The 26,369-nt window shown below is 72.1% G+C and carries 26 protein-coding genes; 9 read left to right on the top strand and 17 right to left on the bottom strand.

All coding sequences use genetic code 11. The annotated features are described in order from the left end of the window. Position 1 precedes the first annotated feature (1 nt). Both BLW32_RS03690 and BLW32_RS03685 read left to right on the top strand, forming a co-directional pair. Positions 2–1,648, top strand: coding sequence for an ABC-F family ATP-binding cassette domain-containing protein (locus tag BLW32_RS03690; protein ID WP_068740705.1), 1,647 nt, complete (start codon positions 2–4; stop codon positions 1,646–1,648). Between the two features lie 197 nt (positions 1,649–1,845). Then, entirely contained in the window at positions 1,846–2,736 is an 891-nt protein-coding gene (locus BLW32_RS03685; protein WP_068740704.1) for an oxygenase MpaB family protein, read from the top strand. Here the strand turns inward: BLW32_RS03685 and BLW32_RS03680 are convergent. Continuing rightward, on the bottom strand, positions 2,733–3,200 hold the full coding sequence (locus tag BLW32_RS03680) for a sigma factor (RefSeq protein WP_074850344.1): 468 nt from the start codon (positions 3,198–3,200) through the stop codon (positions 2,733–2,735). The two genes, BLW32_RS03685 and BLW32_RS03680, sit on opposite strands and share 4 nt — an antisense overlap. A 111-nt stretch (positions 3,201–3,311) precedes the next feature. Here BLW32_RS03680 and BLW32_RS03675 point away from each other — a divergent pair, with 111 nt between their 5' ends. Further along, positions 3,312–3,845 (top strand): PadR family transcriptional regulator, encoded by a 534-nt coding sequence (locus BLW32_RS03675; RefSeq protein WP_068740702.1) that lies wholly within the window; start codon positions 3,312–3,314, stop codon positions 3,843–3,845. Here BLW32_RS03675 and BLW32_RS03670 read toward each other — a convergent pair. The 6 genes from BLW32_RS03670 to BLW32_RS03645 all read right to left on the bottom strand — a co-directional run bounded on the left by BLW32_RS03670 (position 3,842) and on the right by BLW32_RS03645 (position 8,446). Continuing rightward, the gene (locus tag BLW32_RS03670) at positions 3,842–4,696 is read right to left on the bottom strand and encodes an alpha/beta fold hydrolase (RefSeq protein WP_068740701.1); all 855 of its coding nucleotides are present in this window, start codon (positions 4,694–4,696) and stop codon (positions 3,842–3,844) included. The two genes, BLW32_RS03675 and BLW32_RS03670, sit on opposite strands and share 4 nt — an antisense overlap. Positions 4,697–4,724: 28 nt before the next feature. Continuing rightward, the gene (locus tag BLW32_RS03665) at positions 4,725–5,840 is read right to left on the bottom strand and encodes a glycoside hydrolase family 76 protein (protein WP_068740700.1); all 1,116 of its coding nucleotides are present in this window, start codon (positions 5,838–5,840) and stop codon (positions 4,725–4,727) included. Between the two features lie 185 nt (positions 5,841–6,025). Then, a complete protein-coding gene (locus BLW32_RS03660) occupies positions 6,026–6,733 on the bottom strand; it encodes a TrmH family RNA methyltransferase (RefSeq protein WP_068740699.1) in 708 nt (235 codons plus the stop codon). Beyond that, on the bottom strand, positions 6,730–7,278 hold the full coding sequence (gene pyrE / locus BLW32_RS03655; RefSeq protein WP_068523577.1) for an orotate phosphoribosyltransferase: 549 nt from the start codon (positions 7,276–7,278) through the stop codon (positions 6,730–6,732). Before pyrE ends, BLW32_RS03660 begins: the two co-directional genes overlap by 4 nt. Further along, entirely contained in the window at positions 7,275–7,970 is a 696-nt protein-coding gene (locus BLW32_RS03650; RefSeq protein ID WP_139286055.1) for a TtfA family protein, read from the bottom strand. The genes pyrE and BLW32_RS03650 overlap by 4 nt, the downstream gene beginning before the upstream one ends. Before the next feature lie 32 nt (positions 7,971–8,002). Then, positions 8,003–8,446, bottom strand: coding sequence for a hypothetical protein (locus tag BLW32_RS03645; protein ID WP_139286053.1), 444 nt, complete (start codon positions 8,444–8,446; stop codon positions 8,003–8,005). A 118-nt stretch (positions 8,447–8,564) separates the two neighbouring features. On the opposite strand from BLW32_RS03645, the gene BLW32_RS03640 reads away from it, so the two are divergent. The 3 genes from BLW32_RS03640 (at position 8,565) to BLW32_RS03630 (ending at position 10,197) form a co-directional block, all read left to right on the top strand. Continuing rightward, a complete protein-coding gene (locus BLW32_RS03640) occupies positions 8,565–8,951 on the top strand; it encodes a YidH family protein (RefSeq protein WP_068523574.1) in 387 nt (128 codons plus the stop codon). Beyond that, complete coding sequence (locus BLW32_RS03635; protein WP_068740697.1) at positions 8,948–9,214, top strand: DUF202 domain-containing protein; 267 nt, start codon at positions 8,948–8,950, stop codon at positions 9,212–9,214. Before BLW32_RS03640 ends, BLW32_RS03635 begins: the two co-directional genes overlap by 4 nt. A gap of 62 nt (positions 9,215–9,276) precedes the next feature. Continuing rightward, positions 9,277–10,197 carry a phosphotransferase gene (locus BLW32_RS03630; protein ID WP_068741203.1) on the top strand — a complete coding sequence of 307 codons (921 nt, stop codon included), beginning with the start codon at positions 9,277–9,279 and terminating at the stop codon, positions 10,195–10,197. Here BLW32_RS03630 and BLW32_RS03625 read toward each other — a convergent pair. Next, positions 10,194–10,568 carry a PPOX class F420-dependent oxidoreductase gene (locus BLW32_RS03625; RefSeq protein ID WP_068523572.1) on the bottom strand — a complete coding sequence of 125 codons (375 nt, stop codon included), beginning with the start codon at positions 10,566–10,568 and terminating at the stop codon, positions 10,194–10,196. The genes BLW32_RS03630 and BLW32_RS03625 overlap by 4 nt on opposite strands. Continuing rightward, positions 10,565–11,590 (bottom strand): alpha/beta hydrolase, encoded by a 1,026-nt coding sequence (locus BLW32_RS03620; protein ID WP_068740696.1) that lies wholly within the window; start codon positions 11,588–11,590, stop codon positions 10,565–10,567. The genes BLW32_RS03625 and BLW32_RS03620 overlap by 4 nt, the downstream gene beginning before the upstream one ends. A gap of 65 nt (positions 11,591–11,655) precedes the next feature. Between BLW32_RS03620 and BLW32_RS03615 the strand changes: the two genes are divergently transcribed. Further along, on the top strand, positions 11,656–13,125 hold the full coding sequence (locus BLW32_RS03615; protein ID WP_068740695.1) for an FAD-dependent oxidoreductase: 1,470 nt from the start codon (positions 11,656–11,658) through the stop codon (positions 13,123–13,125). Between the two features lie 59 nt (positions 13,126–13,184). Here BLW32_RS03615 and clpB read toward each other — a convergent pair whose 3' ends face one another. The 3 genes from clpB to BLW32_RS28290 all read right to left on the bottom strand — a co-directional run bounded on the left by clpB (position 13,185) and on the right by BLW32_RS28290 (position 17,611). Further along, positions 13,185–15,737, bottom strand: a complete 2,553-nt coding sequence (gene clpB, locus BLW32_RS03610) for an ATP-dependent chaperone ClpB (RefSeq protein ID WP_068740694.1) — start codon at positions 15,735–15,737, stop codon at positions 13,185–13,187. A 198-nt stretch (positions 15,738–15,935) separates the two neighbouring features. Next, positions 15,936–16,577, bottom strand: coding sequence for an SGNH/GDSL hydrolase family protein (locus BLW32_RS03605; protein ID WP_082791270.1), 642 nt, complete (start codon positions 16,575–16,577; stop codon positions 15,936–15,938). 182 nt (positions 16,578–16,759) lie between these two features. Then, positions 16,760–17,611, bottom strand: a complete 852-nt coding sequence (locus BLW32_RS28290) for an SGNH/GDSL hydrolase family protein (RefSeq protein WP_068740692.1) — start codon at positions 17,609–17,611, stop codon at positions 16,760–16,762. 189 nt (positions 17,612–17,800) lie between these two features. Between BLW32_RS28290 and BLW32_RS03595 the strand changes: the two genes are divergently transcribed. Next, complete coding sequence (locus tag BLW32_RS03595; protein ID WP_068523566.1) at positions 17,801–18,949, top strand: FAD-binding oxidoreductase; 1,149 nt, start codon at positions 17,801–17,803, stop codon at positions 18,947–18,949. Positions 18,950–19,106: 157 nt separating this feature from the next. Here BLW32_RS03595 and BLW32_RS03590 read toward each other — a convergent pair whose 3' ends face one another. The 4 genes from BLW32_RS03590 to dnaK are packed head-to-tail and all read right to left on the bottom strand — an operon-like array spanning position 19,107 to position 23,151. Beyond that, on the bottom strand, positions 19,107–19,502 hold the full coding sequence (locus tag BLW32_RS03590; RefSeq protein ID WP_068523565.1) for a heat shock protein transcriptional repressor HspR: 396 nt from the start codon (positions 19,500–19,502) through the stop codon (positions 19,107–19,109). Between the two features lie 2 nt (positions 19,503–19,504). Beyond that, entirely contained in the window at positions 19,505–20,740 is a 1,236-nt protein-coding gene (gene dnaJ, locus BLW32_RS03585; protein WP_068740691.1) for a molecular chaperone DnaJ, read from the bottom strand. A 15-nt stretch (positions 20,741–20,755) separates the two neighbouring features. Beyond that, a complete protein-coding gene (grpE, locus tag BLW32_RS03580) occupies positions 20,756–21,307 on the bottom strand; it encodes a nucleotide exchange factor GrpE (protein WP_068740690.1) in 552 nt (183 codons plus the stop codon). Further along, positions 21,307–23,151, bottom strand: coding sequence for a molecular chaperone DnaK (gene dnaK, locus BLW32_RS03575; RefSeq protein WP_068523562.1), 1,845 nt, complete (start codon positions 23,149–23,151; stop codon positions 21,307–21,309). The genes grpE and dnaK overlap by 1 nt, the downstream gene beginning before the upstream one ends. 296 nt (positions 23,152–23,447) lie before the next feature. Between dnaK and BLW32_RS03570 the strand changes: the two genes are divergently transcribed. Further along, complete coding sequence (locus tag BLW32_RS03570; RefSeq protein ID WP_068740689.1) at positions 23,448–23,762, top strand: hypothetical protein; 315 nt, start codon at positions 23,448–23,450, stop codon at positions 23,760–23,762. A gap of 240 nt (positions 23,763–24,002) precedes the next feature. Here BLW32_RS03570 and lon read toward each other — a convergent pair whose 3' ends face one another. Beyond that, the gene (gene lon, locus BLW32_RS03565; protein ID WP_068523560.1) at positions 24,003–26,342 is read right to left on the bottom strand and encodes an endopeptidase La; all 2,340 of its coding nucleotides are present in this window, start codon (positions 26,340–26,342) and stop codon (positions 24,003–24,005) included. Positions 26,343–26,369 lie beyond the last annotated feature (27 nt).

The raw sequence follows: 26,369 nt of genomic DNA, 5'->3' as shown, positions 1-26,369 counted from the left end.
CATGACCGTCCTGCAGACCCGCGACCTGTCCGTCGCGTACGCCGACCGCACCCTCTTCTCGGGCCTCGACCTCGTGATCGCGCCGGGCGACGTGGTCGGGCTGGTCGGCGCCAACGGCGCCGGGAAGTCGACGCTGCTCAAGCTCCTCGCCGGGGTGGGCGCGGACGGCGGGCCCGACGTCACCGGCACCGTCGACCTCTCCCCCGCCGACGCGGAGGTCGGATACCTGGCGCAGGAGCACGAGCGCCGGCCCGGCGAGACCGTCGCACAGTTCGTCGCGCGACGGACCGGCGTCGCGGCGGCGCAGGAGGCGATGGACGCGGCCGCGCTCGCCCTCGGCGACGATCCCGACACCGACCTCTACACTCCCGCGCTGGACCGGTGGCTCGCCCTCGGCGGCGCCGACCTGGAGCAACGCCTGGAGGCGATCCTGTCCGACGTGGGGCTGGACAGCCCGGACGCGGCGATGACGGGTCTGTCCGGCGGGCAAGCCGCCCGCGCGGGCCTCGCGGCGGTGCTGGCCTCGCGGTACGACGTACTGCTGCTCGACGAGCCCACCAACGACCTGGACCTCGCCGGCCTGGAGCTGTTGGAGCGCTTCGTCGCGGAGGCGGCGACCGCGATCGTCGTGGTCTCGCACGACCGCGAGTTCCTGGCCCGGACGGTGACCACGGTCGTGGAACTGGACCTCGCGCAGCAGCAGATCGGCGTCTACGGCGGCGGTTACGAGGCGTACCTGACCGAGCGCGAGGTCGCGCGGCGGCACGCGCGCGAGGAGTACGAGGAGTATTCGGGCAAGCTCTCCGACCTGCAGGATCGCGCGCAGATGCAGCGCAACTGGATGGAGCACGGCGTGCGCAACGCGCGCCGCAAGATGAAGAACGGCTCCGATCCCGACAAGGCCGGCCGCAAGGCGCGGCTCGAGTCGACGGAGAAGCAGGCCTCCAAGGCGCGGCAGACCGAGCGCGCGATCGAGCGCCTCGAGGTGGTCGCCGAGCCGCGCAAGGAGTGGGAGCTGCGGATGTCGATCCTCGCGGCGCCCCGCAGCGGGACGGTCGTGGTGACGGCGTCCGGGGCCTCCGTGGCGTATCCCGGCCTGACGGTCGGGCCGGTGACGGTGAGCGTCGAGTACGGCGACCGGATCCTGCTCACCGGCCCGAACGGGGCCGGCAAGTCCACGCTGCTGGGGCTGCTGCTGGGCCGCCTGACGCCCTCCGCCGGATCGGTCGTCCACGGGTCCGGGGTCGAGGTGGGCGAGGTCGATCAGGCCCGCGGCCGCTTCCTGTCCGACGGTCCGCTGCTGGACGCGTTCTGCGCGGAGGTGCCGGAGACGCCGCCCGCCGACGTGCGGACGCTGCTCGCGAAGTTCGGGCTGCGCGGGCACCACGTGCTGCGCCCCGCCTCGTCGCTCTCCCCCGGCGAGCGGACCCGCGCCGCGCTGGCGCTGTTGCAGGCCCGCGGCGTGAACCTGCTGGTCCTCGACGAGCCGACCAACCACCTCGACCTGCCCGCGATCGAGCAGCTGGAGCAGGCCGTCGAGTCCTTCGACGGCACGGTCATCCTGGTCACGCACGACCGCCGGATGCTCGACACCGTCCGCGCGACGCGCCGCTGGCGCATGGCCGACGGTGCCCTGACCGAGGACTGAGTCCGGTCGGCGCCGCTGCGCGCCCTGTTCGTCCGGCGCGCTCTCGGATTCTGTCCGTTGCGGACACGATGTCCGTCGTGGACAGGATTCGAGAGTCACGCCGTCGCTCCCCACGCCCGGTCTCGAGCGATCGATGTGACCTCTTGCACATGTGTATAAGTCGACTTACAGTGAGGGCAGCCCACCGAGGAGACGTCATGCAGAAGATCGACCGCAACCGCGGCCTCAACCCCGAGACCGACTACGTCGAGATCTCGCGCAACCTCGGGACGTACGACTTCCCGTGGGACATCACCCAGGCGCTGAGCTTCGCGCTCTTCCGCACCTACGCCGTGCCCAGCATCGGCCGCCTCCTGGCGGACACGGGCGAGTTCACCGAGCGGGTGCAGAAGCGCTACGACGACACGGCGCTCCTCCTCGAGGTGCCGCTGCTCAAGGGCTTCGCCAGCCCCGAGGGCAAGGCCGCCGTCCGGCGCATCAACCAGATGCACAAGATGTACGACATCTCCGACGACGACATGCGGTACGTGCTGTGCACCTTCGTCGTCGTCCCGATCCGGTGGAACGCCGACTACGGCTGGCGCGCTCTCACCGAGGCGGAGAAGCTCGCGACGGTCCGCTACTACCAGGCCCTCGGCAAGCACATGGCGATCCCGGACATCCCCGCCACGTACGACGAGTTCGCCGACTACATGGACACCTACGAGGCCGAGCACTTCGCCTTCGACGAGGGCGCCCGCCGCGTCGCCGACTCCACCCTCGAGCTGCTCAAGAGCTTCTACCTCGCGCCCGTGCGCCCTGCGATCGGCGTCTTCAGCCGGGCGCTCATGGACCCGCCGCTGCTGGCCGCCTTCCACTACGACGATCCCGGGCCCGTCGTGCGCCGGATCTCCGTCGGCGCGATGAAGCTGCGCGCCCGGCTCCTGGCCGTCCTGCCGTCGCGGCGCACGCCCGCCCTCGTGCGGAACAACCACCGGATCCGCAGCTACCCGAAGGGCTTCCGCACCGAATCGCTGGGCACCTTCGCGCCCGGCTGCCCCGTGCACCGGGCGCCCACGGGCGACGCCCCCAGCCTCGAGGCGTCCTAGGCCTCGCCTCCCGCGCCGCCGTCCGTGCGGGCGCGCAGCTCCGGCAGCGCGTGATGCTGGCCGAGGCGGATCGCCGCCGCGGTACAGCCGAGCGCGGACGCCGCCTCCTCCGCGGACAGCCCCACCGCCACGCGCAGGATGAGGATCTCCCGGTGGCGCGCGGAGAGAAGGGCGACGGGCGAATCCTCCGGCACCCTCTCGCCGGTCACGACGCCCGCCGCGATGCCGTACACGAACGCCGCGAAGGACTCGTCGCGCGGCCGGTAACGCGGGAGGGCCGCCACCACCTCCCCGCACACCGCGTGCGCGAGGTCGTCCGCGCGTCCACCCGAGGCCGACACCCGGGCGCGGCAGTAGCGCACCACCGTCGGGCGGACCGAGTCGAGCACGTCGCGGACCGCGCGCCTGTCGCCGCCCCGCGCGGCCTCCACGGCACCCGCGAGATGCACTCCGCTCCGCTTCATCCTCCCCCGCATCTCCCTCTCGGCTGTGCAACACCTCGACGTGGGTTCCCCCGCGAATGACACTACATTCCTATTCAGACATGTCAATTGTGAAATGTTAGATTTCTCGCTATGAGTCTCCGCTACGCAGCGCTCGGGCTGCTGGCCCAGCAGCCCGGCAGCGGCTACGACCTCCTGCGGCGATTCGACCGGTCGATCGGAAACTTCTGGGTGGCGACGCAGAGCCAGCTCTACTCCGAACTGGGGAAGCTCGAGAGGGACGGGTACATCGAGATCGTCGACACCGGCCCCCGCGCACGGAAGGTGTACTCCGCCACCGCCGCCGGACGGGCCGACCTCGCGGCGTGGCTCGACCAGCCGGTCATCGACACACCGCCCCGCAACACCAAGCTCCTCCGTGCCTTCCTCCTCACCGAGGCCGACGACGCGGTGGCGCGCAGGTTCTTCGACACCGTCATCACCCACGCGCGCACCCGCATCGACGTTCTCACCGCCATCCGCGAGGGGCTGAAGGATCTCGACTACGTGACGCCGTTCGACCGGATCGCCATCGACCACGGCCTACGGCACAACCGCACCGACATCGAATGGGCCACAGCCGCCCTCGCTTATCTCGCGGACCAGGGCGGCACGCCGCCGGCCTAGGGCCCGGCCACCCCGTCGAGCACCTGACGGCGCAGTTCCGGGATCACGACGTCCCACGTCGCGGGCGGCGGAATCTCGTGGCCGGGCCCGCGCAGGGTGAGCAGCCGCGCGCCCGGGATCATCCGTGCCAGGGCCTCGCCGTGCGGCAGCGGGAAGAGCGGGTCGTCGGCGCTGTGGATCACCAGCGTCGGGGCCGCTATCGCCGCGGGATCGACCGGCGGCGCCGGCTCCGCGAGGAAGTGGTTGTTCAGCGACGCCTCCATGGTCCGCGTGCGGCGCACCTCGCGGGTCGCGATGGCCCGCGTCCGCTCCTCGTCGAGGCCGCCCGGGCCCGCGTAGGGCCGCTCGACGTCCACGCGGTAGTCGATGACGGCCGCCTCATCGGACCAGTCGATCTCGGGCGGCGGCTCGGTGAAGGTCGCCGCCACGGCGGGCGTCGGGCCGGGCAGCGGGTCGTGCTCGCCGCCCGCGGGGCTGGATTCGATCAAGGTCAGCGACAGCACCCGCTCGGGTGCGCGGACCGCGAGCGTCTGCCCGATCCCGGCGCCCATGGACATCCCGACGACGTGCGCCGCGTCGACGCCGAGGGCGTCGAGGATCCGCAGCGGATCGGCCGCGAGGTCGGCGCCGGTGTAGCTGGGCGCACCGGGCGGCGACGTCGACGATTCGCCGCTGTCGCGGTGGTCGTAGCGGATCACCCGCAGGTCGTCGCCCGCGAGCCGGGCGCAGAACTCCGGCGTCCACCAGTCCATGGACTGCCCACCGCCGGCGACGAGCAGCACCGCCGGACCGTCGGCGCGCCCCGTCACGTCGACCGCCAGGGCGGCCCCGTCGACCTCGATGACCCGCATGGCGACCTCCTCGGTCCCGGTGCCCGGCTCAGCTCCGTGCGAGCGCGGCCGCGGCCTCCATCGCCATCCAACCACCGACCTGCACGGACAGGTCGCGTTCGGGCGTCTCGCTCGAGCGGACGGTGCCGCCGGTGAAGTACGCGGGCGCATCGGACGTGCCGGGGATGCGGGCGTCGCGGGTCCAGTCGGCGGAGAACAGCACCCGGCCGTCCAGCTCGCGGGTGCCGTGCCAGGCCGCCTCGGCGGAGGCGAAGACGATCTCCGACGCCATCGCGCGCGCGTCCTCGGCGTCCGGACCGCGCAGGGCGCGGGCCGCGACCGCGAGGTACCGGATGAGAATGCCGTTGAACAGGCCGCCGTCGCCCCCGTCCCCGCCGGTGATGACGGCACCGTCGGTCATGTGCTCCGCGACCGCGGCGATGAGGCCCGCGGCGCGAACCGCGTGCGTCGGCGCCAGATCCGAGGAGAGCTCCGCGTCCAGGCCGATCGTGACGCCCTGGTTGTAGGAGTACTTCTCCGGGTAGATCTTCCCGACCTCGGGGCTGTCGTAGTCGCCGTCGACCCCGTCGTTGATGAGGCCCGTCTCCAGGTCGAGCAGCCGCCGGTACAGCCAGTCGGAGGTCTCCTCCGCGCGCTCGAACCGGCCCATCCGCGCCAGGAAGATGCCGGCCGGGCCGTTGGCGGGAGCGTTGAGGAACAGGCCCTTGGTGCGCCAGGTGATGCCGCCGCCGGCGTCGGGCACCCACGCGTCGTACAGGGTGTCGCGCAGCACGCGCAACCGCCGCGCCGAGTTCAATCCCGCGTGCCGCTGCGCCCGCTCCAGCGCGAGCCCCATCCACGCCATGTCGTCGTTGTACGAGTTGGTGACGCGGAACAGGTTCCGCACGCGGTGCCCGCGGGCGATGCGCAGCACCAGTTTCCGGGTCGACGGTGCGCCGTCACGGACGTAGGCGTCCACCGCCACGTCGAGCAGGTGGGCCTGCCACCAGTAGTTCCAGCTGACGAACAGCGAATCACGGCGGGTGGCCGGGTAGGCGGGCGTGCCGAGCAGGGTGCCGGGGATGCCCCACACGGGTTTCAGGTGCCGCTCCACGACCGCGGCCTGCGCCGCGGCCGCGCGCTGATTCCACTCGACCGAACTCATGCTGACATCACATCACGGGTCACCGACGAGTGCACGTCGCCGCAGGTCAGAGCGAGCCACAGGAGTCGGCGTCACCGACGAGTGCACGTCGCCGCAGGTCAGAGCGAGCCACAGGAGTCGACCTCCCCGCCCGACACCATCTGGTCAGACCTGACCAACACACTCGCTGAGTCGGCGCGGCTGCGTCACCAGGCGGCGTCGAGGTCCGCGTGCTCGCGGACCCAGGCGTGCATGGCGATCCCGGCCGCCACGCCGACGTTGATCGAGCGGGTCGAGCCGAACTGGGCGATGGACACCGTCGTACCCGCGACGTGCCGCGCGCCCCCGGAGACGCCCGGCCCCTCCTGCCCGAACAGGAGCAGGCACCGTCGGGGCAGGGAGGCGCGCTCGAGCGGCACGGAGCCCGGCAGGTTGTCGACGGCGACGATCGGCAGGTCGCGCTCGGCGCACCACGCGGCGAGCGCGTCCGTGTCCTCGTGGTGGTGCAGGTGCTGGTAGCGGTCGGTGACCATGGCGCCGCGCCGGTTCCAGCGCCGTCGCCCGACGATGTGCACGGCGCGCGCGCCGAACGCGTTCGCCGTCCGCACGACGGTCCCGATGTTGGCGTCGTGCCCGAGGTTCTCGATGGCCACCTCGAAGGGGTGCCGGCGGGCGTCCAGGTCGGCGACGATCGCCTCGCGCGTCCAGTACCGGTACGCGTCGACGACGTTGCGGCGGTCGCCGTCGGCGAGGAGCTCGGGGTCGTACCGGGAATCGGTCGGAGCCGGGACGCCCGGATTCTCCGTAGCCCACGGACCCAGCCCGACGGTGTGCGGTCCGGGCAGGCCCGTCACCCACTCGGTCGGCCCGAGCTGCTCGTCCGGGCCGCCCTCGGCGTCGGACGAGGAGGTCACAGCCCCAGGTCGGCGAGGCCGAGCACCGAGCGGTACTCGAGGCCCTCGGCGGCGATGACGTCGGCCGCGCCGGTCGCGCGGTCCACGACGGTCGCGACGCCGACGACCTCGGCGCCGATGTCGCGCAGCGCGCGGACGGCGGTGAGCGGCGAGTTGCCGGTCGTGGTGGTGTCCTCGACGACGAGGACGCGCTTGCCGACCACGTCGGGGCCCTCCACCTGGCGCTGCATGCCGTGCGCCTTGGCGGCCTTGCGGACGACGAAGGCGTCGATCGGCCGGCCCGGCGCGTGCATGACGGCGGTGGCGACGGGGTCGGCGCCCAGGGTGAGGCCGCCGACGGCGGTGAAGTCCCAGTCGGCGGTGAGCTCGCGCAGGAGCGCGCCGATCAGCGGGGAGGCCTCGTGGTGCAGGGTCGCGCGGCGCAGGTCGACGTAGTAGTCCGCCTCGCGGCCGCTGGAGAGCGTGACCTTGCCGTGCACGACGGCCAGCGCGCGCACCAGCTCGGCGAGCCGGGCCTTGGCGGCCGGGTCGAGGGGTGCGGTCACCGTCCGGATTCCTTGCCCGAGCGGACGGGGACGGGCTGGCCCGGGTCGCGGGGCCCACCCGAGGTGACGACGCGGGCGTGGCCCTCCGGCGGGAGGACGCGCAGCAGGTCGCCGAAGCGGCGGACGGCCTCGAGCGCCTCGTCGAGGTCCTCGGGGTCCTCCGTGAGGGCCATGGACGCCAGCGCCCACTCGCCCTCGTTCCACAGCGACTCGATGTAGTCGGGCACGTGCTCGGCGAAGGTGATCATGCGACGGTCGGCGACGCGGCGCGCGACCTCGGCGTTGTTCGTGTACAGCACGCGCGGGCCCAGGGCTCCGAGCGGCTCCATGCCGGGCTCGCCCGGGGCGTGCCGGTGCTCGGGCCGCAGGTCGAGCAGCGCGCCCGACGAGGCGCCGCGGCTGACGGCCACGATCGTCGCGGTCTCCTGCAGGTCGAAGACGTAGGCGGCCGCACCGAAGTAGGCGCCGTGGGCCACGTCGACGATCGCGGGATCACCGGGGACCGCCATGCCGCCGCGGTGGAACTCGTCGTGCAGCGACGGGTCGGCAGCGCTGTAGACGAACTCGCGCTGGGCGGCCCAGTCGGCGCGTTCGGAGTTCATGGCGGGCGAGTGGTTGCGCTCATACCAGATGAGCGCGGCGGCCAGCGCCGCGCAGACCACCGCGAGGATCAGGAACACTACGTACGACATCGCCACCTACAGTAGCGCGTCGACCGGGGAGTTCACCCGACAGACGGACTTCCGGCGACCGAGATCTGACCGGCGTAGATCGCGAGCGCCGACTTCCCGTCCGCGCTCACCTGGATCATGACCACGTCGCCGACCTCGAGATCGGACAGCGTGCTGCCGTGCGTCGTGGTCACCTGGGTGGTGGGGCCGGTGCGCAGGACGACGGTGCCGCCGTCGGGCGCCGAACGCACCGTGATCGCCGCGTCGCCGACGGCGGTGATCGCGCCGATGACCTCCCGGCCGGGTGTGATGGCGACGCTCCGCTGGTCGTTGACCGAGACGCCCGCGGACTGGGCCGCGGGGAGCACGCGTCGAGCGCTGCCCAGGTCGGCGGACATGTGCAGCGCGTACGCGATGCCCGCGCCGACGACGCCGATGCCCAGCAGGCACAGCACGACGGCGGGCCAGGGGCCGCGGGAGCGAGCGTCACCACCCACGGCGGCCACCTCCTCGCATAGCGTTCCCGGTCTTCATCGTGCGCCTCGTCGAGCGCGCCCTGCGCGAAACTATTCGTCGTGTCTGAGACGGGCCTGTGAATGTGACGGGCCAATGTCTATGCACCCCGCTAACGTTGTCGGCGTGGGACGACTGTGGCCGCCGCGCGCCCTCACCGACGGTGAGGCGCCGGACGAGCGCTTCACGTTGGCGAACGAACGCACCTTCCTCGCGTGGATCCGCACCTCGCTGGGGCTCGTCGCCGCGGCGGTCGGCCTGGAGGCGTTCGCCCCGCACGTCGTGCCCGGGCCCGTGCGGACGCCGATCGTGGTGGTGCTCCTGCTCGTGGCCGCCGCGCTGGCGGGATACGCGTTCCGGCGGTGGCTGGCCGTCGAGGGCGCGTTACGCACCCGCCGCGAGCTGCGCGGCACCCCGGCGACCCTGGTGCTGGCGGGCCTCATCGTCGTGGCCGCGGTCGCCCTCGCCGTCTCCCTGCTGGTGACGTGAGCGGCGCCGCGGGCGCACCGTCGACCCAGGCGGCGGAGCGGACCCTCCTGGCGCGTGTACGCACCGCCGTCGCGCTGGTGCTGACCTGCGCGATCGTCGCGCGCGCCGCCCTCGACGTGCGGCCCGCCGCGGCGCCGGTGTGCCTCGTCGTGGCAGTTGCCGCCGTCGTGACGCTGCGGACCCGGCCGCCGCTGTCCCACCTCGTCCTCGCCGTCGCGGTGGTCGCGCTGGCGGCGGTAGGCGTCCTCACCGCCGTGCGCTGACGGTTCGCGCAAATCCGTCGACATCGCGCCGCGAATCGGACACCATGGCCCGCGTGAACGACATGACCGGCACCGAACGCACCGCCCGCACCGCCGCCGCCGTCGACGCCGCGACCGGAGCGGCCCGCGAGCTCGGCCTCGCCGTCACGGGCACGACGGTGCTGCACGACCTGTTCTCCGTGGTGGTGCGGCTCGAGCCGGCGCCCGTCGTGGTCCGCATCCCGACGGTGCTCCCGGCGTCCGAGACGGCGGAGAGCGTCGCGCGACGGCAGGCCGACGAGCTGGCCGTCACGGCCTGGCTCGCCGCGCAGGGCGAGCCGGTGTTGCGCCCGTCGCCGCTGGTCCCTGCGGCGCCGGTGCAGCGCGACGGGCTGTCGATGACCTTCTGGGAGTACGTCGAGGAGGATCGCGCCGCCGAGCCGGACTACGCCGCGAACGCGGAGAGCACGGCCCGGCTGCACGCGGTGCTGCGCGACTACCCGGGCGAGCTGGGCTTCCTCGCGACGGCCGACCCGGACGGCGTCGCGGCCCACCTGGATCTGCTCGACGGCCGCCCCGACCTGCTCCCCGCCGCCGACGTCGCCCGCGCCCGCGCCGAGTGGGCCGCGCTCGAGCCGGCCGTCCGCTCCCGCGCCGAGTTCGAAAGCCGCTTCCCCGGCGCGGACCTGCAGCCGATCCACGGGGACTGCCCGCCGGCCAACATGTTCGCCGCGGTCGACGGCCTGCGGTACGCGGACTTCGAGCTGGTCACGCTGGGCCCCGTCGAGTGGGACCTCGCCGCGCTGGGCCCCGACCTGGAGGCCGCCTACGATCGCGGCGCGGCCGCCGCCGGCATCCGCGGGCTGCGCCCGGACGTGCTGGAGTTCGTCAACGCCGTCGGCGTCCTGCGCGCGATCACCACGCTGGCGCTGGTCCCGCAGCTGCCGGAACTCGCGCAGTACCTCCAGCCCGTCGTCGAGCAGTGGCGATCGGCGGACGCCTAGGCGGCGTCGCGGACCCGGATCCCGACGGTGCCGTCCGCGCCCCGGCGGAGCTTGGAACCGGTGACGGTGAGCCAGCCGAGCACGCCGTACTTCTTCGCGATCTTCGACCCGGCCTCACCGCCGTCGACGACCTCGCCCGTGCCCGCGACCTCGGGGCCGGTGGTCTTCTTGCCGCGGGCGTCGCAGGCCTGGACCAGCACCGACGGGTTGCGCCGCAGTCGCTTGACCTTCCAGGAGTCGGCGACGGTCCACACCACGAGGTCGGCGCCGTCCCGCACCGCCCAGATCGGGGTCGCGACGGGCGTGCCGTCCTTGCGGAAGGTGGTCAGCAGGACGTACTTGGCGTCGGCGACGTCAGCGACGGTGGTCATAGCCCCAGCGTAACCGGGTAGGACGCGGGCACGCTGCGGGCGATCCAGCCCGCGATGGCGGCGCTGACCTCGGCGGGCTTCTCCTCCCCCATCCAGTGCCCGGAGTCGACGATCACCTCGGTGAGGTCGGTGCACGCGGCGCGCATCGGGTCGGCGAGGCGCGTCCCGACGGTGTCGAGGGTCGCGTCGTAGCGGCCGTGCAGGAACAGGGCGGGCTTGTCGATCCGTCCGCCGTCGAGTTCGGTCGCGGCGTAGGCCATGTCCGCCGGGGTGTTGACGTACCAGGAGTTCGGGCCGGCCATGCCGTTGCGCTCGAACGCGGCGACGTAGACCGCGTGGTCCTCGGGGGTGAGCACCGCCGGGTCGAGCGGCAGCTGCGGCACGGGGCCGCCGCCGAACCAGCCGCCGTTCCGGGTGACCAGGGCGGTGGGCGCCGGGCCGTCGAGGTGCCGCGGGTCGCCGCTGCGGAAGAGCGCGGCGACGAGGCCGGGCAGGTCGCTCTCGAACTGGGCCGTCGCCTCGTCGAACGACTTGAGGTAGTGCACCTGGTAATCCCACTGGCCGTACGGGTACTCGTCGGCGGGGTACTTCTCGCGGTCGATGAGGTCGAACGGCGAGGGCCCGCTCGACGGGAAGTGCGGCACGTTGAGCGAGGCCACGGCCTCGACCACCTGCGGATGGTGGGTGGCGATGTTCCACACGACGGGTCCGCCCCAGTCGTGGCCGATCCACACCGCGGAGTCGCGGCCGAGCGCGGCGAGCAGCTCCAGCATGTCGGTGACCGCCTCCTCGCGCCGGTAGGCGTCCTTCTCGGAGTGCACCGTCGATTGGCCGTAGCCGCGCATGTCGGGCGCGACGCACCGGAAGCCGAGGGCGCCGAGCGCCCGCAGCTGGTGCCGCCAGGTATAGCCGAGCTCGGGCCAGCCGTGCACGAAGACCAGCAGCGGACCGTCGACCGGCCCGGACGCGAGGTAGGCGGTGGTGTGGCGCTCGGTCCGGACGACGTGCGGCGAGAGGGTCATGCCTCCACCCTGACACGCGGCGCGATCCCTTGCCCGCGCGCGGTCCACGGCCCAGTATCGAAGGCATGCCCCACGTGATCGTCCAGAACTGCTGCAACGACGCGTCGTGCGTCCCGGAGTGCCCCGTCGACTGCATCCACCCCACGCCCGACGAGCCCGACTACGCCACCGCCGAGATGCTCTACATCGACCCGGACGTGTGCATCGACTGCGGCGCCTGCATCGACGCCTGCCCCGTCTCGGCGATCACCACCGACTACGAGCTCAGCACGGAGATGGCCCCGTTCGAGACGATGAACGCGGACTACTACGAGGCTGTGGGCTCCTCCGCGGACCGCGATCACCCGTTCACCGACCCGCGGATCGGCCGCAAGCGCCCGGCGTCCGACGCCGAGACGCTGAGCGTCGCCGTCGTGGGTGCCGGGGCCGCGGGGCACTACGTGGTGAGCGAGCTGCAGCACCGCATCGACGTCCGCGCGACGATCGACGTCTACGAGCGGCTCCCCGAGACGGGCGGGCTGGTGCGTTTCGGCGTGGCCCCCGACCACGCCGACACCAAGAAGGTGCAGGAGCAGTTCGCGAAGTCGCGCGCGCAGGCGGGCGTGACGACGCATCTGGGCGTGCGGATCGGCGAGGACGTGACGGCGGACGAGTTGTCCCGCACGCATCACGCGGTGGTGTACGCGGTGGGCTCGCTGCACGGCCGCGACCTGGGCCTGCCCGGCGCCGACCTGCCCGGCGTCACCGCCGCCGCGGACTTCGTGGCCTGGTACAACGGCCACCCCGACTTCGCCGGGCTCGCCCCCGATCTCACGCACGAGCGGGTCGTGGTGCTGGGCAACGGCAACGTCGCGCTCGACGTCGCGCGGATCCTCACCGCCGACCCCGCGACGTTCGAGGGCACCGACATGACCGAGGAGGCCCTGGCCGCGCTCCGGGATTCGCGGGTGCGGGAGGTCGTGATCCTCGCCCGACGGGGCCCGGGGCACGCCGCCTTCACCGCGCCGGAGCTGGTGGGCTTGGCCCGCGCGGTGCCCGTAGTGGTCGAGCCCGCTGATCTGGAGGACGCCGGCGACGAGCCCGCCGACGAGCAGTCCCGCTTCTACCGCGCCCAGAAACTCGCCCTGCTGCAGGCGCTTCCGGCGGCGGACTCCGCCCCGGACGGCCGGCGGGTGGTGCTGCGGTTCGGCACGCCGCCCACCGCCGTCGCCGCGTCCGACGGCGGGCTCACCGTCGCCTTCGACGACCACGGCGCTCCGTCGGAGCTGGCGTGCGGCCTGGTCCTGCCGTCGATCGGGCTCCGCGGGACGTCGGTCCCGGGCGTGCCCTACGACGAGGCCACCGGCACCATTCCCAACGCCGACGGGCGCGTCCTCGGGCCCGACGGTGCCGCCCTCCCCGGCGTGTACGTGGCCGGCTGGTGCAAGCGCGGCCCGACGGGGGTCATCGGCACCAACCGGTTCGACGCCCGCGGCACCGTCGACGCCCTGGTCGCCGACTTCCACGCCGGCGCGCTCGCGGGCCCGCCCGCGTAGACGCGAGACGCCGAAGGGCGGGCGCGACCAGATCGGTCGCGCCCGCCCTTCGTGTCGTATCAGCCGACGATGAGCCGGTCGCCGTCCTCGCTGACGGTGACCTTCACCGTGTCGCCGTCGCGGACGTCGCCCGCGAGCAGCGCCTTGGCGAGCTGGTCGCCGATGGCCTGCTGTACCAGGCGGCGCAGCGGCCGAGCGCCGTAGAGCGGGTCGAAACCGCGCTCCGCGAGCCAGCCCTTGGCCTCGTCGGAGACCTCGAGCTCCAGCCGGCGCTGCGACAGCCGCTTGCGCAGCTGGTCCAGCTGGATGTCGACGATGCCGGTCAGCTGGTCCGAGCTCAGTGAGTCGAAGATCAGCACGTCGTCGAGCCGGTTGATGAACTCCGGCTTGAACTTCGCACGCACCGCGGCCATCACCTGCTCGGGCGTGCCGCCCGCGCCGAGGTTCGACGTGAGGATCAGGATCGTGTTGCGGAAGTCGACGGTGCGGCCCTGACCGTCGGTGAGCCGGCCCTCGTCGAGCACCTGCAGCAGCACGTCGAAGACATCCGGGTGCGCCTTCTCGACCTCGTCGAACAGCACCACCGTGTAGGGGCGGCGCCGGACGGCCTCGGTCAGCTGGCCGCCGGCCTCGTAGCCGACGTACCCGGGAGGGGCGCCGACGAGCCGTGCGACGGAGTGCTTCTCGCCGTACTCGGACATGTCGATGCGCACCATGGCGCGCTCGTCGTCGAAGAGGAACTCCGCGAGCCCCTTGGCCAGCTCCGTCTTGCCCACACCGGTGGGGCCGAGGAACAGGAACGAGCCGGTGGGCCGGTTCGGGTCCGCGACGCCGGCGCGGGTGCGGCGCACCGCATCCGAGACCGCGGTGACCGCGGCCTCCTGGCCGATCACGCGCTTGCCGATCTCCGACTCCATGCGCAGCAGCTTCGCCGTCTCGCCCTCGAGCATGCGGCCGGCGGGGACGCCGGTCCAGGCGGAGACCACGTCGGCCACGTCGTCGGGGCCGACCTCCTCCTTGAGCATGACGTCGCCGTCGGAGGCGGCACCCGAGGAGGCGACCGCCTCGTCGAGCTGCTTCTCCAGCGCGGGGATCTGGCCGTAGCGCAGCTCCGCGGCGCGGCCGAGGTCGCCGTCGCGCTCGGCGCGCTCCGACTCGCCCTTCAGCGTCTCGAGCTGCTCCTTGAGGGAGCGCACCGAATCGATGGCGCCCTTCTCGTTCTGCCAGCGGGAGGTGAGCTGGGCCAGCTTCTCCTTGTGATCGGCGAGCTCGCCGCGCAGCTTCCCCAGCCGGTCGACGGACGCGGCGTCCGTCTCCTTCGACAGCGCCATCTCCTCGATCTCGAGGCGGCGGACCAGCCGCTCCTCGGCGTCGATCTCCTCGGGACGCGAGTCGATCTCCATCCGCAGGCGCGAGGCGGCCTCGTCGACGAGGTCGATCGCCTTGTCGGGCAGGAACCGCGACGTGATGTAGCGATCGGAGAGGGACGCTGCGGCGACCAGCGCGGAGTCGGTGATGCGCACGCCGTGGTGCACCTCGTACCGCTCCTTGAGGCCACGCAGGATGCCGACGGTGTCCTCCACCGACGGCTCCCCGACCAGCACCTGCTGGAACCGGCGCTCGAGCGCGGCGTCCTTCTCGATGTACTGGCGGTACTCGTCGAGCGTGGTTGCGCCGACGAGCCGCAGCTCGCCGCGGGCCAGCATCGGCTTGATCATGTTGCCCGCGTCCATGGCGGAGTCGCCGGTGGCGCCGGCGCCCACGATGGTGTGCAGCTCGTCGATGAAGGTGATGATCTGGCCGGAGCTGGCCTTGATCTCGTCGAGGACGGCCTTGAGCCGCTCCTCGAACTCGCCGCGGTACTTCGCCCCCGCGACCATCGATCCGAGGTCGAGGGAGATCACCGTCTTACCGCGCAGCGACTCGGGCACGTCGCCCGTGACCACGCGCTGGGCCAGACCCTCGACGATGGCGGTCTTGCCGACGCCGGGCTCGCCGATGAGCACCGGGTTGTTCTTCGTGCGGCGGGACAGCACCTGTACGACGCGGCGGATCTCGTTGTCGCGCCCGATGACCGGGTCGAGCTTGCCCTCGCGGGCCCGCGCGGTGAGGTCGGTCGAGTACTTCTCGAGCGCCTGGTACTGGCCCTCGGGATCCTGCGAGGTGACCTTCGCGCTGCCGCGGACGGCTGTGAAGGCCTCGCGGATCTCCTGCGGCGTGGCGCCGGCGGAGGTGAGGACCTGCGCGGCCTCACCGCCCGCCTCGGCGAGCCCGTACAGGACGTGCTCGGTGGAGACGAACTGATCGCCCATCTCGGTCGCGAGCTTCTGCGCGGCGCTGATCGACGCGATCGACTCGCGGCTGAGCTGCGGCGTGGTGGTGGAACCGCTGGCCTTCGGCTTGCGGTCGACGATCTCCTGCGCGCGATTGCGCACGGTGACGGGATCCACGCCCACCGCCTTGAGCAGCGGCGCGGCGATCCCGTCGGTCTGGTCGAGCAGCGCCACCAGCAGGTGCGCCGGAGAGATCTCCGGGTTCCCCGCGGCGGACGCCGCCTGCAGAGCCGAGGTCAGCGCGGCCTGCGTCTTGGTGGTGGGCTGGAACGAATCCACGTACTTCCTCCTGGGTCGTCTCGAACAACTGTCGTGCACCCTGAGCCTTCTCCGCTCAAGTATGCCTTCTGTTGTCCTCAACGCGCAGAACCTTGAGTCTGTTCCGCTCAACTCATGGATTCCGCGTGACCCATGCCACACTGCGCCGGCGGCGACGCGACGAGGTTCGACGGCGCGCTGCGCCGCCCGTCGCGACGATCAGGCCAGGGCGGCGACGCGCTCCGCGAGCTTCTGGTGGGCGGCGGCGTCGGGGTGGCCGTCGCTGCTGGTGCCGTAGACCCAGCCCTCGCTGAGCGGGGAGATGACGGACACCGAGGGGTCGACGGCGCGGGCGGCGCCCACGATGGCGGCCTCGGTGGCGCGGGCGTTCGGGCCGCTGCCGTGCACCGACGGGAAGACCGTGATCAGCGCGACCTTGGCCTTCGGCGCCTGCGAGCGCACCGTCGCGATCACCTGCCGCACCTGGCCGTCGATCGCGGACGTCGAGGCGCCCACATCGTTGGAGCCGGCCTGCACCACGACCAGGGCCGGGTCACGCTCCGCGATCTTCGCGGCCCGGGTCAGCCCGGCGATGGCGCCGTCGTTGTAGCCCGCGCCGCTGCGGGCACTGAGATACACCGACCGCCCGGCGATGGCGCTGATCATCCGCGGATACGCGACGACGCCCTCGACCTCGTAGCCGGTGGAGATCGACGCACCGATCACGACGATGGGCCGGGAATCCGCGGTGCGCACGACGGTGCCCGGGTCAGCGGCGACGACGCCGGCGGACGCTCCGCCCACCGACGCGATCACCACGGCTCCGATTCCGACCATTGCACCGAAACGCGACACGCTCATGCCGACATCTTGACACAACAGCTGTCACATGCATAACTTCCGCGACTTTCTTCACACAAATACCGTGCGCACCACAACACCGCGGGCCGGACCGGCGGGACTTCTCACGATGTCGAGTTCTCGTGCCTCGGACGTGCGTCAGCGCACCTCGGACGCCGCAGACGTCGAATTCGTGAGCCGCGTCAGACCAGGCCGGAGACGCGCTCGGCGATCCGCTCGTGCGCGGCGGAACCGGGGTGGCCGTCCTCGGCGGAGCGGTAGGTCCACCCCTCGCTGAGCGGGGAGATCACGACGACGCTCGGATCGACGGACCGCGCCGCACCGATGATCGCGGCGTCCGTGGTGCGGGCCGCGGCGCCGCGGTGGATCGACGGGAACACCGTGACCACGGCGATCTTCGCGCCGGGCGCCTGCTGACGGACGGTCGACACGACCTGGCGCACCTGGCCCGCGACCAGCGCCGGCGGCGCACCGACGTCGTTGGTGCCGGCCTGCAGTACGACCAGCGACGGGTTCTGGGCGGGCAGGTTCGCGGCGCGGGTGAGGCGCGCGATCGAACCGTCGGCGTAGCCGGCACCCACCCGCGAGCTGACCCGCACCGGATGCCCCGACAGCGCGGCGACCCGGCTCGGGTACGCCTGCGAGGCCGACACCTCCTTGCCCGACGAGACGGAGGCGCCGATCACGACGACCGAACCGCGGTCGGTGGAGCCGCCCCGCTGGGCAGCGACGGGCTTCCGAGCAGCGGGCTTCGCGGCGGGCTTCGCCGCCAGCGCCTTCCCGGCGACGGGCTTGGCCACGGGGTTCGCGGCCACCGCCTTGGTCACGGACTTCGCGGCGACGGGCTGCACGGCGGGCTTGGGCACGACGACCGGCTTCACGCGCTGCGCCGCGGAGGAGGAGGGGGCGTCGGCGACCGGCCCGGTGTCGGCGGAAGCGGCTCCGGCGGCGATCGGCGCGAGCGCGATGCCCGCTCCGAACGCGATCCCGTATCCGATGCGGCGCACACGGCGGCTGACTCGCACAGCGATCATGGCGGTGGAACCCTCTCTTCGAGCTCGTCGATCCCCTCGGCACGATGTGCGCGCCCGGGAGAAAGATACTCGACGGAAGGGATCGGCGCCGCACCGGGCGCGCCGTGCGCGTGACGATGTGACTGTCGCAAAGCCGCAGGTAGGATGGGCCCGTCAACGCAGGGTTCGGAAGGCAGGAGCGGAGCGGCAGTGGGTGCGCATGCACGGCACGGTCTCGCGCAGATCGCGGCCGATATCCGGCCGGTGGCGGATGAGTTCACCAAGGGCCTGTTCGCGCGGCTCTTCGCCATGGACCCGTCGCTGCGCGACCTCTTCCCCGCCAACATGACGGGGCACCGCGCGACGTTCCTGCGCGTCCTCGATCACGTCTTCACCACGATCCCGAAGACCGACGGGCACGACGAGCTCATCGAGTTCCTCGCCCAGCTCGGCCGCGATCACCGCAAGTACGGCCTCACCGAGGCGCACTACGCGACGATGTCGGCGGCGCTCATCGCCGAGGTCCACGCCGTCTACACGCCGCACGGCGGGCTCGACGAGGAGGACGCCGCGGTGCTCGAGCAGGGCGTCCAACTGCTCACCGGCGTGATGCGCGGCGGCGCGCACTCGGACCCGACGCCCGCCCGCCGCACCGCCCGCGTGGTCGACGTCCTGCGGCCGCACCCCGGGCTGTCGGTGGTGCGGCTCGTCGCCGACGAGCCGCTGCTCTTCCGGCCCGGCCAGTACGTCGAGACCCAGATCCCGCAGGTGCCGCGCGTGTGGCGCCCCCTGTCGCTGGCGATGCCGCCGAACACGCAGGGGCAGCTGGAGTTCCACATCCGCGCCGTCCCCGGCGGCTACCTGTCCAGCACCGTCTTCGGCGAGAGCCGCCCCGGCGACGTGTGGCAGTTCGGGCAGGTCCACGGGCTCCTCCGGCCCGACGGTGACCGCCCCGTCACGATGATCGCCGGGGGCACCGGCCTCGCGCCGATGAAGTCGATCCTGCTGGCGATGTCGATGAACGCCGACAACCCCGACGTGCATCTCCTGGTGGGGACGCGATCGCCGGGGTTGCTGTACGACTCGGAGGCGCTGGCACCGCTGGCGGCCACGAATCCGTGGCTCAAGGTGACGCAGGTGACGGACGCGCGGCGGGATCCGTGGTGGCTCAAGCATCCCGCCACCGCGTACCGCGCCCTGCCGCTGCGGCACGGCTCGCTGGTCGACGCGATGGACGGCCTGGACCTCACCGGACACCGGGTGCTCATCGCCGGCCCGAAGGGCCTGCTGCGCGCCGCGAGCGAGAAGGCGGTGGCGCGGGGCGCCGCGCCCGAGGACGTGGTCCACGACCCGCTGTGAGCGGTACCGCACCCGCGCCGCTCAGGACGTGCGCCGGCTCAGGACGCGCGACGGCCCCGGGGTCGTCGGACTCCCGGGGCCGTGGCACGGCGATCGCCTCAGCTCTGGCGGCGGCTCCGCGGTTGCCGGACTCCCGGGGCAGCGGACAGGGCCGCCCTTAGCCGCCGCGGCGGCTCCGCGGCTGCCACACCACCATGGCGCTGGATTTCGGCACGTGCACGAGTTCGCCTCCGCGGCGGACGTTCTCGACCTGCGCCGCGAGTTCCTCGACCCGCCGCTGCAGGGCGTCGACCTGGTTGGTGAGGTCGATGATCCGCTTGATCCCGGCGAGGTTCACGCCCTCGTCCTGCGAGAGCCGCTGCACCTCCCGGAGCAGGTCGACGTCGCGGGAGGAGTAGCGCCGGCCCCCGCCCGCCGACCGCTCGGGCGTCACGAGCCCGAGGCGGTCGTACGTGCGGAGGGTCTGCGCGTGCATCCCCGCGAGCTGCGCAGCCACCGAGATCATGAACACGTGGGCGTCCGGATCGTCGGGGAACTGCTGGTCGACGTTCATCACTACGCCCCCGTGGTGCTTCCGGCGCCGGCCCATCCGCCCCGCGGGTCGAAGCCCCCGGCGCGTTCGGCCTCGACGTAGTCGCGCAGCGCCTGCTGCGCCCGCTCGTTCAGCGACGGGGGCACCGCGACCTGCACCTTGACGAGCAGGTCGCCGTGGCCGCCGGCCCGCTTCGGCACGCCACGACCGCGCACCCGGAGGGTGCGACCGTCGGTGGTGCCGGCCGGGATCTTCACGCCCACCGGCTGTTCCAGCGTGGGGACGGTGACGGTGGCGCCCAGTGCCAGTTCCGCGAAGCTCACGGGCAGGGTGACGAGCAGGTCGTCGCCGTTGCGGGTGAAGACGTCGTCGGCGCTGACGTGGACCGTGACGAACAGGTCGCCCGAGGGCGCCCCGCGCATACCGGCCTGGCCTTGACCTGCCAGTCGGATGCGCTGGCCGTCCTTCACGCCGGCGGGGATCTTCACGTTCACCGTGCGGGTGCGCACGGTGACGCCGGTGCCGTTGCAGTCCGTGCAAGGATCGTCGATCACCGAGCCGGTGCCGCGGCAGTCCGGGCACGGCTCGGAGAAACTGAACGCCCCCTGGTTCCGGCTCACGAGTCCGGATCCGTTGCAGGACTGGCACACCCGCGGGCTGGTGCCCGGCTTGGCGCCGGACCCGTGGCAGGTGGTGCACGGCGACGGCGAGGTCAGCGTGATCGGCGTGGTGACGCCCAGCGTCGCGTCCCGGAAGCCCAGCGTCAGCTCGGATTCCAGGTCGCTGCCCCGACGGGGCCGCGTGGGCTGCGGGCCGGGCGCCTGCCCGGCACCGCCGCCGCGGTTGAACAGGCCCTCGAAGATGTCCCCGAAGCCGCCCCCGCCGTTGCCGGAGGCGGCACCGTCGAAGATGTCCGAGAACGAGAACCCGCCCGCGCTGCCGCCGGTGTTGCCGAAGCCGCCGGAGCCGAAACCGCCACCGCCGCCGTAGCCGCCCGCGCCGCCGGAGCCGAAGCGACCGGCGCCGAACAGGCGCCGCGTCTCGTCGTACTCCTTGCGCTTGGCCGGATCGGAGAGCACGGCGTGCGCCTCGGAGACCCGCTTGAACCGCTCCTCGGCCTGCGTGTTGCCCGGATTCGCGTCCGGGTGCAGCTCGCGGGCCAGCTTGCGGTAGGCCTTCTTGATCTCGTCGGCACTCGCGCTGGAGCTGACGCCCAGCTCCTTGTAGAAGTCCTGCTCAACCCATTCCCTCTGTGCCACTGGGCATCACCTCCTTTATTGCTCGTCCTGGCTCGGGGCCTCCGCCGGACGGTCGACCACTGCGACCATCGCGTTACGGATCACCTTGCCATCGATCTGATATCCCTGGCGCAGGACCGCTCCCACAACGGGATCGGCACCGTCGCCCTCGTGCTGCACGGCCTCGTGAATGGCGGGGTCGAACTCGTCGCCCTCCACGCCGAACGACTCGAGACCCAGGGTCTTGAGCACGCCGTCGAGCTTGTCGGACACGGACTTCAGCGGCCCGGCCTCGAGATCGCCGTGGTTGCGCGCCCGCTCGAGGTCGTCCAGGACCACGAGCAGCTCGCCGACCACGAAGGCCTTGCCCGCGGCGCGGGCGTCCACCACGTCGCGCGCGGTGCGCTTGCGGTAGTTGGCGTACTCGGCGGTCACGCGCTGCAGATCGGCGGTGAGTTCCGCCTCCTTGTCGGGCGCGGCCTCCTCCACGATCTCGGCGTCGGCCGGGGCCGCGGCGGATTCCTCCGCCGCGACCTCCGCCTCCGGGGTCACCTCATCCGGTTCCACCGGATTCTCGGGACTCGTCATTACTTGGCGTCCTTCGGGTCCTCATCGACGACCTCGGCGTCCACGACGCCGTCGTCCTGCTGGGCGCCGGCGTCGGCACCGTCGGCCTGCGCCTCAGCGGCACCGGCCTGCGCGTACAGCGCCTGGCCCAGCTCCTGCGACTCGGTGGAGAGCTTCTCGACCGCGGCCTTCACGGCGGCGATGTCGGTGCCCTGGAGCGCCTCGTTCGCCTCCTTGATGGCGGCCTCGACCTTCTCCTTGTTCTCGGCCGGGACCTTGTCCTCGTTCTCCTTGAGGAACTTCTCGGTCTGGTTGACCAGCGACTCCGCCTGGTTGCGGGTCTCCGCCTCCTCGCGACGAGCCTTGTCCTCCTGGGCGTGCGCCTCGGCGTCCTTGATCATCCGGTCGATCTCCTCCTGCGACAGGCCGCTGCCGTCGGAGATCTTGATGGTGTTCTCCTTGCCGGTGCCCTTGTCCTTCGCGGTCACGTGCACGATGCCGTTGGCATCGATGTCGAAGGTGACCTCGATCTGGGGCACGCCGCGCGGCGCCGGCGCGATGCCGGTGAGCTCGAAGCTGCCGAGCAGCTTGTTGTGCGCGGCGATCTCACGCTCGCCCTGGAAGACCTGGATCTGCACGGACGGCTGGTTGTCGTCGGCCGTGGTGAAGGTCTCGGACCGCTTGGTGGGGATCGTGGTGTTGCGCTCGATGAGCTTGGTCATCACGCCGCCCTTGGTCTCGATGCCGAGGGACAGCGGGGTGACGTCGAGGAGCAGCACGTCCTTGACCTCGCCACGCAGAACGCCGGCCTGCAGGGCGGCGCCGACGGCGACGACCTCGTCCGGGTTGACGCCCTTGTTGGGCTCCTGGCCCCCGGTGAGCTCCTTGACCAGCTCGGTCACGGCGGGCATACGGGTGGAACCACCGACGAGCACGACGTGGTCGATGTCGCCCACGGCGATGCCGGCGTCCTTGATGACCGCCTGGAAGGGCTTGCGGGTGCGCTCGAGCAGATCGTTGGTGATCTTCTGGAACTCGCTGCGCGAGAGGTTCTCGTCGAGGAAGAGCGGGTTCTTGTCCGCGTCCACCGTGATGTACGGCAGGTTGATGGACGTGCTCTGGCCCGAGCTCAGCTCGATCTTCGCCTTCTCAGCGGCCTCGCGCAGACGCTGCATGGCCATCTTGTCCTTGGTCAGGTCGATGCCGTGCTGCGCCTTGAACTTCTCGACGAGCCAGTCGACGATGCGCTGATCCCAGTCGTCACCACCGAGGTTGTTGTCGCCCGAGGTCGCGCGGACCTCGACGACGCCGTCGCCGATCTCCAGCAGCGAGACGTCGAAGGTGCCGCCACCGAGGTCGAAGACCAGGATGGTCTGCTCCTTCTCACCCTTGTCCAGGCCGTACGCGAGCGCGGCGGCGGTGGGCTCGTTGACGATGCGGAGCACGTTCAGGCCCGCGATCTGGCCGGCCTCCTTGGTGGCCTGGCGCTGCGCGTCGTTGAAGTACGCGGGCACCGTGACGACGGCGTCGGTGACGTCCTCGCCCAGGTACGCCTCGGCGTCGCGCTTGAGCTTCATCAGCGTGCGGGCGCTGATCTCCTGGCTGGTGTAGTCCTTGTCGTCGATCTTCTGCGACCAGTCGGTACCGATGTGGCGCTTGACCGAGCGGATGGTGCGGTCGACGTTCGTGACGGCCTGGTTCTTGGCGGGCTGACCCACCAGGACCTCACCGTTGCGCGCGAAGGCGACCACCGAGGGGGTGGTCCGCGAGCCCTCGGCGTTCGCGATCACGACCGGGTCGCCGCCCTCGAGGACAGCGACGCACGAGTTGGTGGTGCCGAGGTCGATGCCTACTGCACGTCCCATATTGATTTGCCTCCTGATAGTTCTGCTACAGATCCAGACTTCAGCGCCCCCGGCTCAAGGGGCGAACACTTCAGTTCTACCCCATTGAGCGGAGCACGCTCAAGTAGTACGTCATGTCCAACGGACGGTCGGACGGGAATGTTCCCGATTTCCGGAAAAAGTTGAGCGCGGGTCGCTCAAGGCGCGTTCTCCCAGGTCGCGCAGTCCGACGGTGTCGCGCTCTCACGGGGAATCCCCGGGGTCGACTGGGTAGTTCCACGGATCCGCAGGGCGCCGGCATCGAGTGGACTGGATGCATGACGAACACGGTCTGCACCGAACACCGCGACGCACTGCGCACCCGTATCGGCCGCGCTGCGCTCGTCGCCTGCGGCGGGACGTACGTGTGTTTCCTCCTGCTCGTCGCCGCGATGCTCAGCGACAGCCTTGCGAACTTCGACGAGTTGTTGGGCGCTGCCGCCATCGCGGCGCTCACGACTCCGTTCCTCGCCGCGATCGGCAGCATCTGGGGCCGCGGCCCGTGCCGGATCGCCTGCACCACCGTCCTCGCCATGACCGGCCCCGTCGTCGCGACCCTCCTCCTCACCGTGCTCGCGGCCGCGTCGAACTGACCGCGGCCGAGCACGCGCGGGCACGCCGGGCATGAGGCTCGTCCCCCGCGCCGCACCGAATCCCCTCGGATCCGTTCACTCCCCCACGAGAAGCCGCTCCCCTGATGAGGGAGCGGCCGTCCCCCGCGCGGCGCCGATTCCCCCACGCAACGCCAAGCTCTCCCCCACCCGACGCCGGCTCCCCCACGCAACACCGAGCGGGCGGGCCGCCGAAGCGACCCGCCCGCACCGTCGAACCCGCTACGCGGCGACCTGAGCGCCCTCCGACACCGGCTCCAGGGCCAGCGCGACGATCTCGGCGACGTCGACCATCGGCTTCACGTCCAGGGCATCGAGGACCTCGGCCGGGACGTCGTCCAGGTCGGGCTCGTTGCGCTGCGGGACGAAGACGGTCTTCAGGCCGTTGCGCTGCGCGGCCAGCAGCTTCTGCTTGACGCCGCCGATGGGCAGCACCCGGCCGTTCAGCGTGACCTCGCCGGTCATGCCGACATCGCTGCGCACGCGCCGCCCCGTCAGCATCGAGACCAGCGCGGTGACCATCGTGACGCCCGCCGACGGCCCGTCCTTCGGGACGGCGCCGGCCGGGAAGTGGATGTGCACCGTGCCGTTCAGCGCGTCCGGCGCGATGCCGAACTCGGCGGCGTGCGCCTGCACGTACGACAGCGCGATCTGCGCCGACTCCTTCATCACGTCGCCCAGCTGGCCCGTCAGCTTCAGCTCGGGGCCGGAATCGCCGGGCGTGTGCAGCGCCTCGATGAACAGGACGTCGCCGCCCATGCCCGTCACGGCGAGCCCGGTCGCGACGCCCGGCACCTCGGTGCGCTCGGCCGTCTCCGGAGTGAACCGGGGCCGGCCGAGGTAGCCCTTGAGGTCCCCGACGTCGACGACGGTGCGCTCGCCCTCCGACGAGGAGGACTGCTCCACCGCGACCTTGCGCAGCGCCTTGGCGAGCAGCCGCTCGAACTGCCGCACGCCCGGCTCCCGGGTGTAGTTCGCGGCGATCTCGCGGAGCGCGTCGTCGGTGACGGTCACCTCGTCGGCGGTCAGTGCCGCCCGCTCGAGCTGCCGCGGCACCAGGTAGTCGCGGGCGATCGCGACCTTGTCGTCCTCGGTGTAGCCGTCGAGGGTGACGAGCTCCATGCGGTCGAGCAGCGCCGACGGGATGTTCTCCACCACGTTGGCCGTCGCGAGGAAGACCACGTCGGACAGGTCCAGGTCGAGGTCGAGGTAGTGATCGCGGAAGGTGTGGTTCTGCGCGGGATCGAGCACCTCGAGCAGCGCCGCCGCGGGGTCGCCGCGGTAGTCGGAGCCCACCTTGTCGATCTCGTCGAGCAGCACCACCGGGTTCATCGACCCGGCCTCGCCGATCGCGCGCACGATCCGGCCGGGCAGCGCGCCGACGTAGGTGCGACGGTGCCCGCGGATCTCCGCCTCGTCGCGCACGCCACCGAGGGCCACGCGGACGAACTTCCGCCCGAGCGCCCGGGCGACCGACTCGCCGAGGGAGGTCTTGCCGACGCCGGGAGGCCCGGCGAGCACCATGACGGCGCCCGAGCCGCGGCCGCCGACCAGCGACATGCCGCGCTGCGACCGGCGCGACCGCACGGCCAGGTACTCGACGATGCGGTCCTTCACATCGTCGAGCCCGTGGTGGTCGGCGTCGAGGATCGCCCGCGCGCCCGCCAGGTCGTCGGAGTCCTCGGTGGTGACGTTCCACGGCAGGTCGAGGACGGTGTCGAGCCAGGTGCGGATCCAGCCCGCCTCGGGGCTCTGGTCGGTGCCGCGCTCCAGCTTGCCGACCTCGCGCAGCGCCGCCTCGCGGACCGTCTCGGGCAGGTCGGCCGCCTCGACGCGGGATCGGTAGTCGTCGGCACCGTCGGGCTCGTCCTCCCCGAGCTCCTTGCGGATGGCGTTCAGCTGCTGCCGGAGCAGGAACTCCTTCTGCTGCTTCTCCATCCCGTCGCGGACGTCGGAGGCGATCTTGTCGCTCACCTCGGTCTCGGCGAGGTGCTCGCCGGTCCAGTCGATGAGCCGCTGCAGGCGCGCGTCGACGTCGCCGGTCTCCAGCAGTTCGCGCTTCTGCTCGTTGGTCAGCCACGACGAGTAGCCCGACGTGTCCGCCAGCGCGGCGGGGTCGGTGAGCCGGTTGACGGCGTCGATGACCTGCCACGCCTCGCGGCGCTGCAGCATCGCGAGCACGACCTTCTTGTACTCGGCGGCCAGCTCGCGGGTTCGCTCGGTGACCGCGGTCTCGTCGACGAGGTCGACCTCTACCCACAGCGCCGCGCCGGGGCCGGTGGTGCCGGAGCCGATGTGGGCGCGCTGCTCGCCGCGGAGCACCGCGACGTACGCGGACTGCCCGGGGACCCGCCCGACCTGCACGATCGACGCGACGACGCCGTGCGTCGGGTAGCGGTCGTCCAGGCGCGGGGCGATGAGGAGTTTGCCGGCGTCGCTCGCGCGGCCGGCGTCGACGGCCGCCTGCGCGGCGGCGTCGTCGAGGGGGATCGGCACGACCATGCCGGGGAGCACGACGAGGTCGGGGACGAAGAGAACGGGCAGCGAGATCTGCTCAGACATGGGACCTCCAAAGTTCAGTCTGCCCCG

The sequence above is a fragment of the Tsukamurella tyrosinosolvens genome, assembly GCF_900104775.1.
In the GTDB taxonomy this organism is placed as follows: domain Bacteria; phylum Actinomycetota; class Actinomycetes; order Mycobacteriales; family Mycobacteriaceae; genus Tsukamurella; species Tsukamurella tyrosinosolvens.
This window is presented reverse-complemented; position numbering and strand designations above follow the sequence as displayed.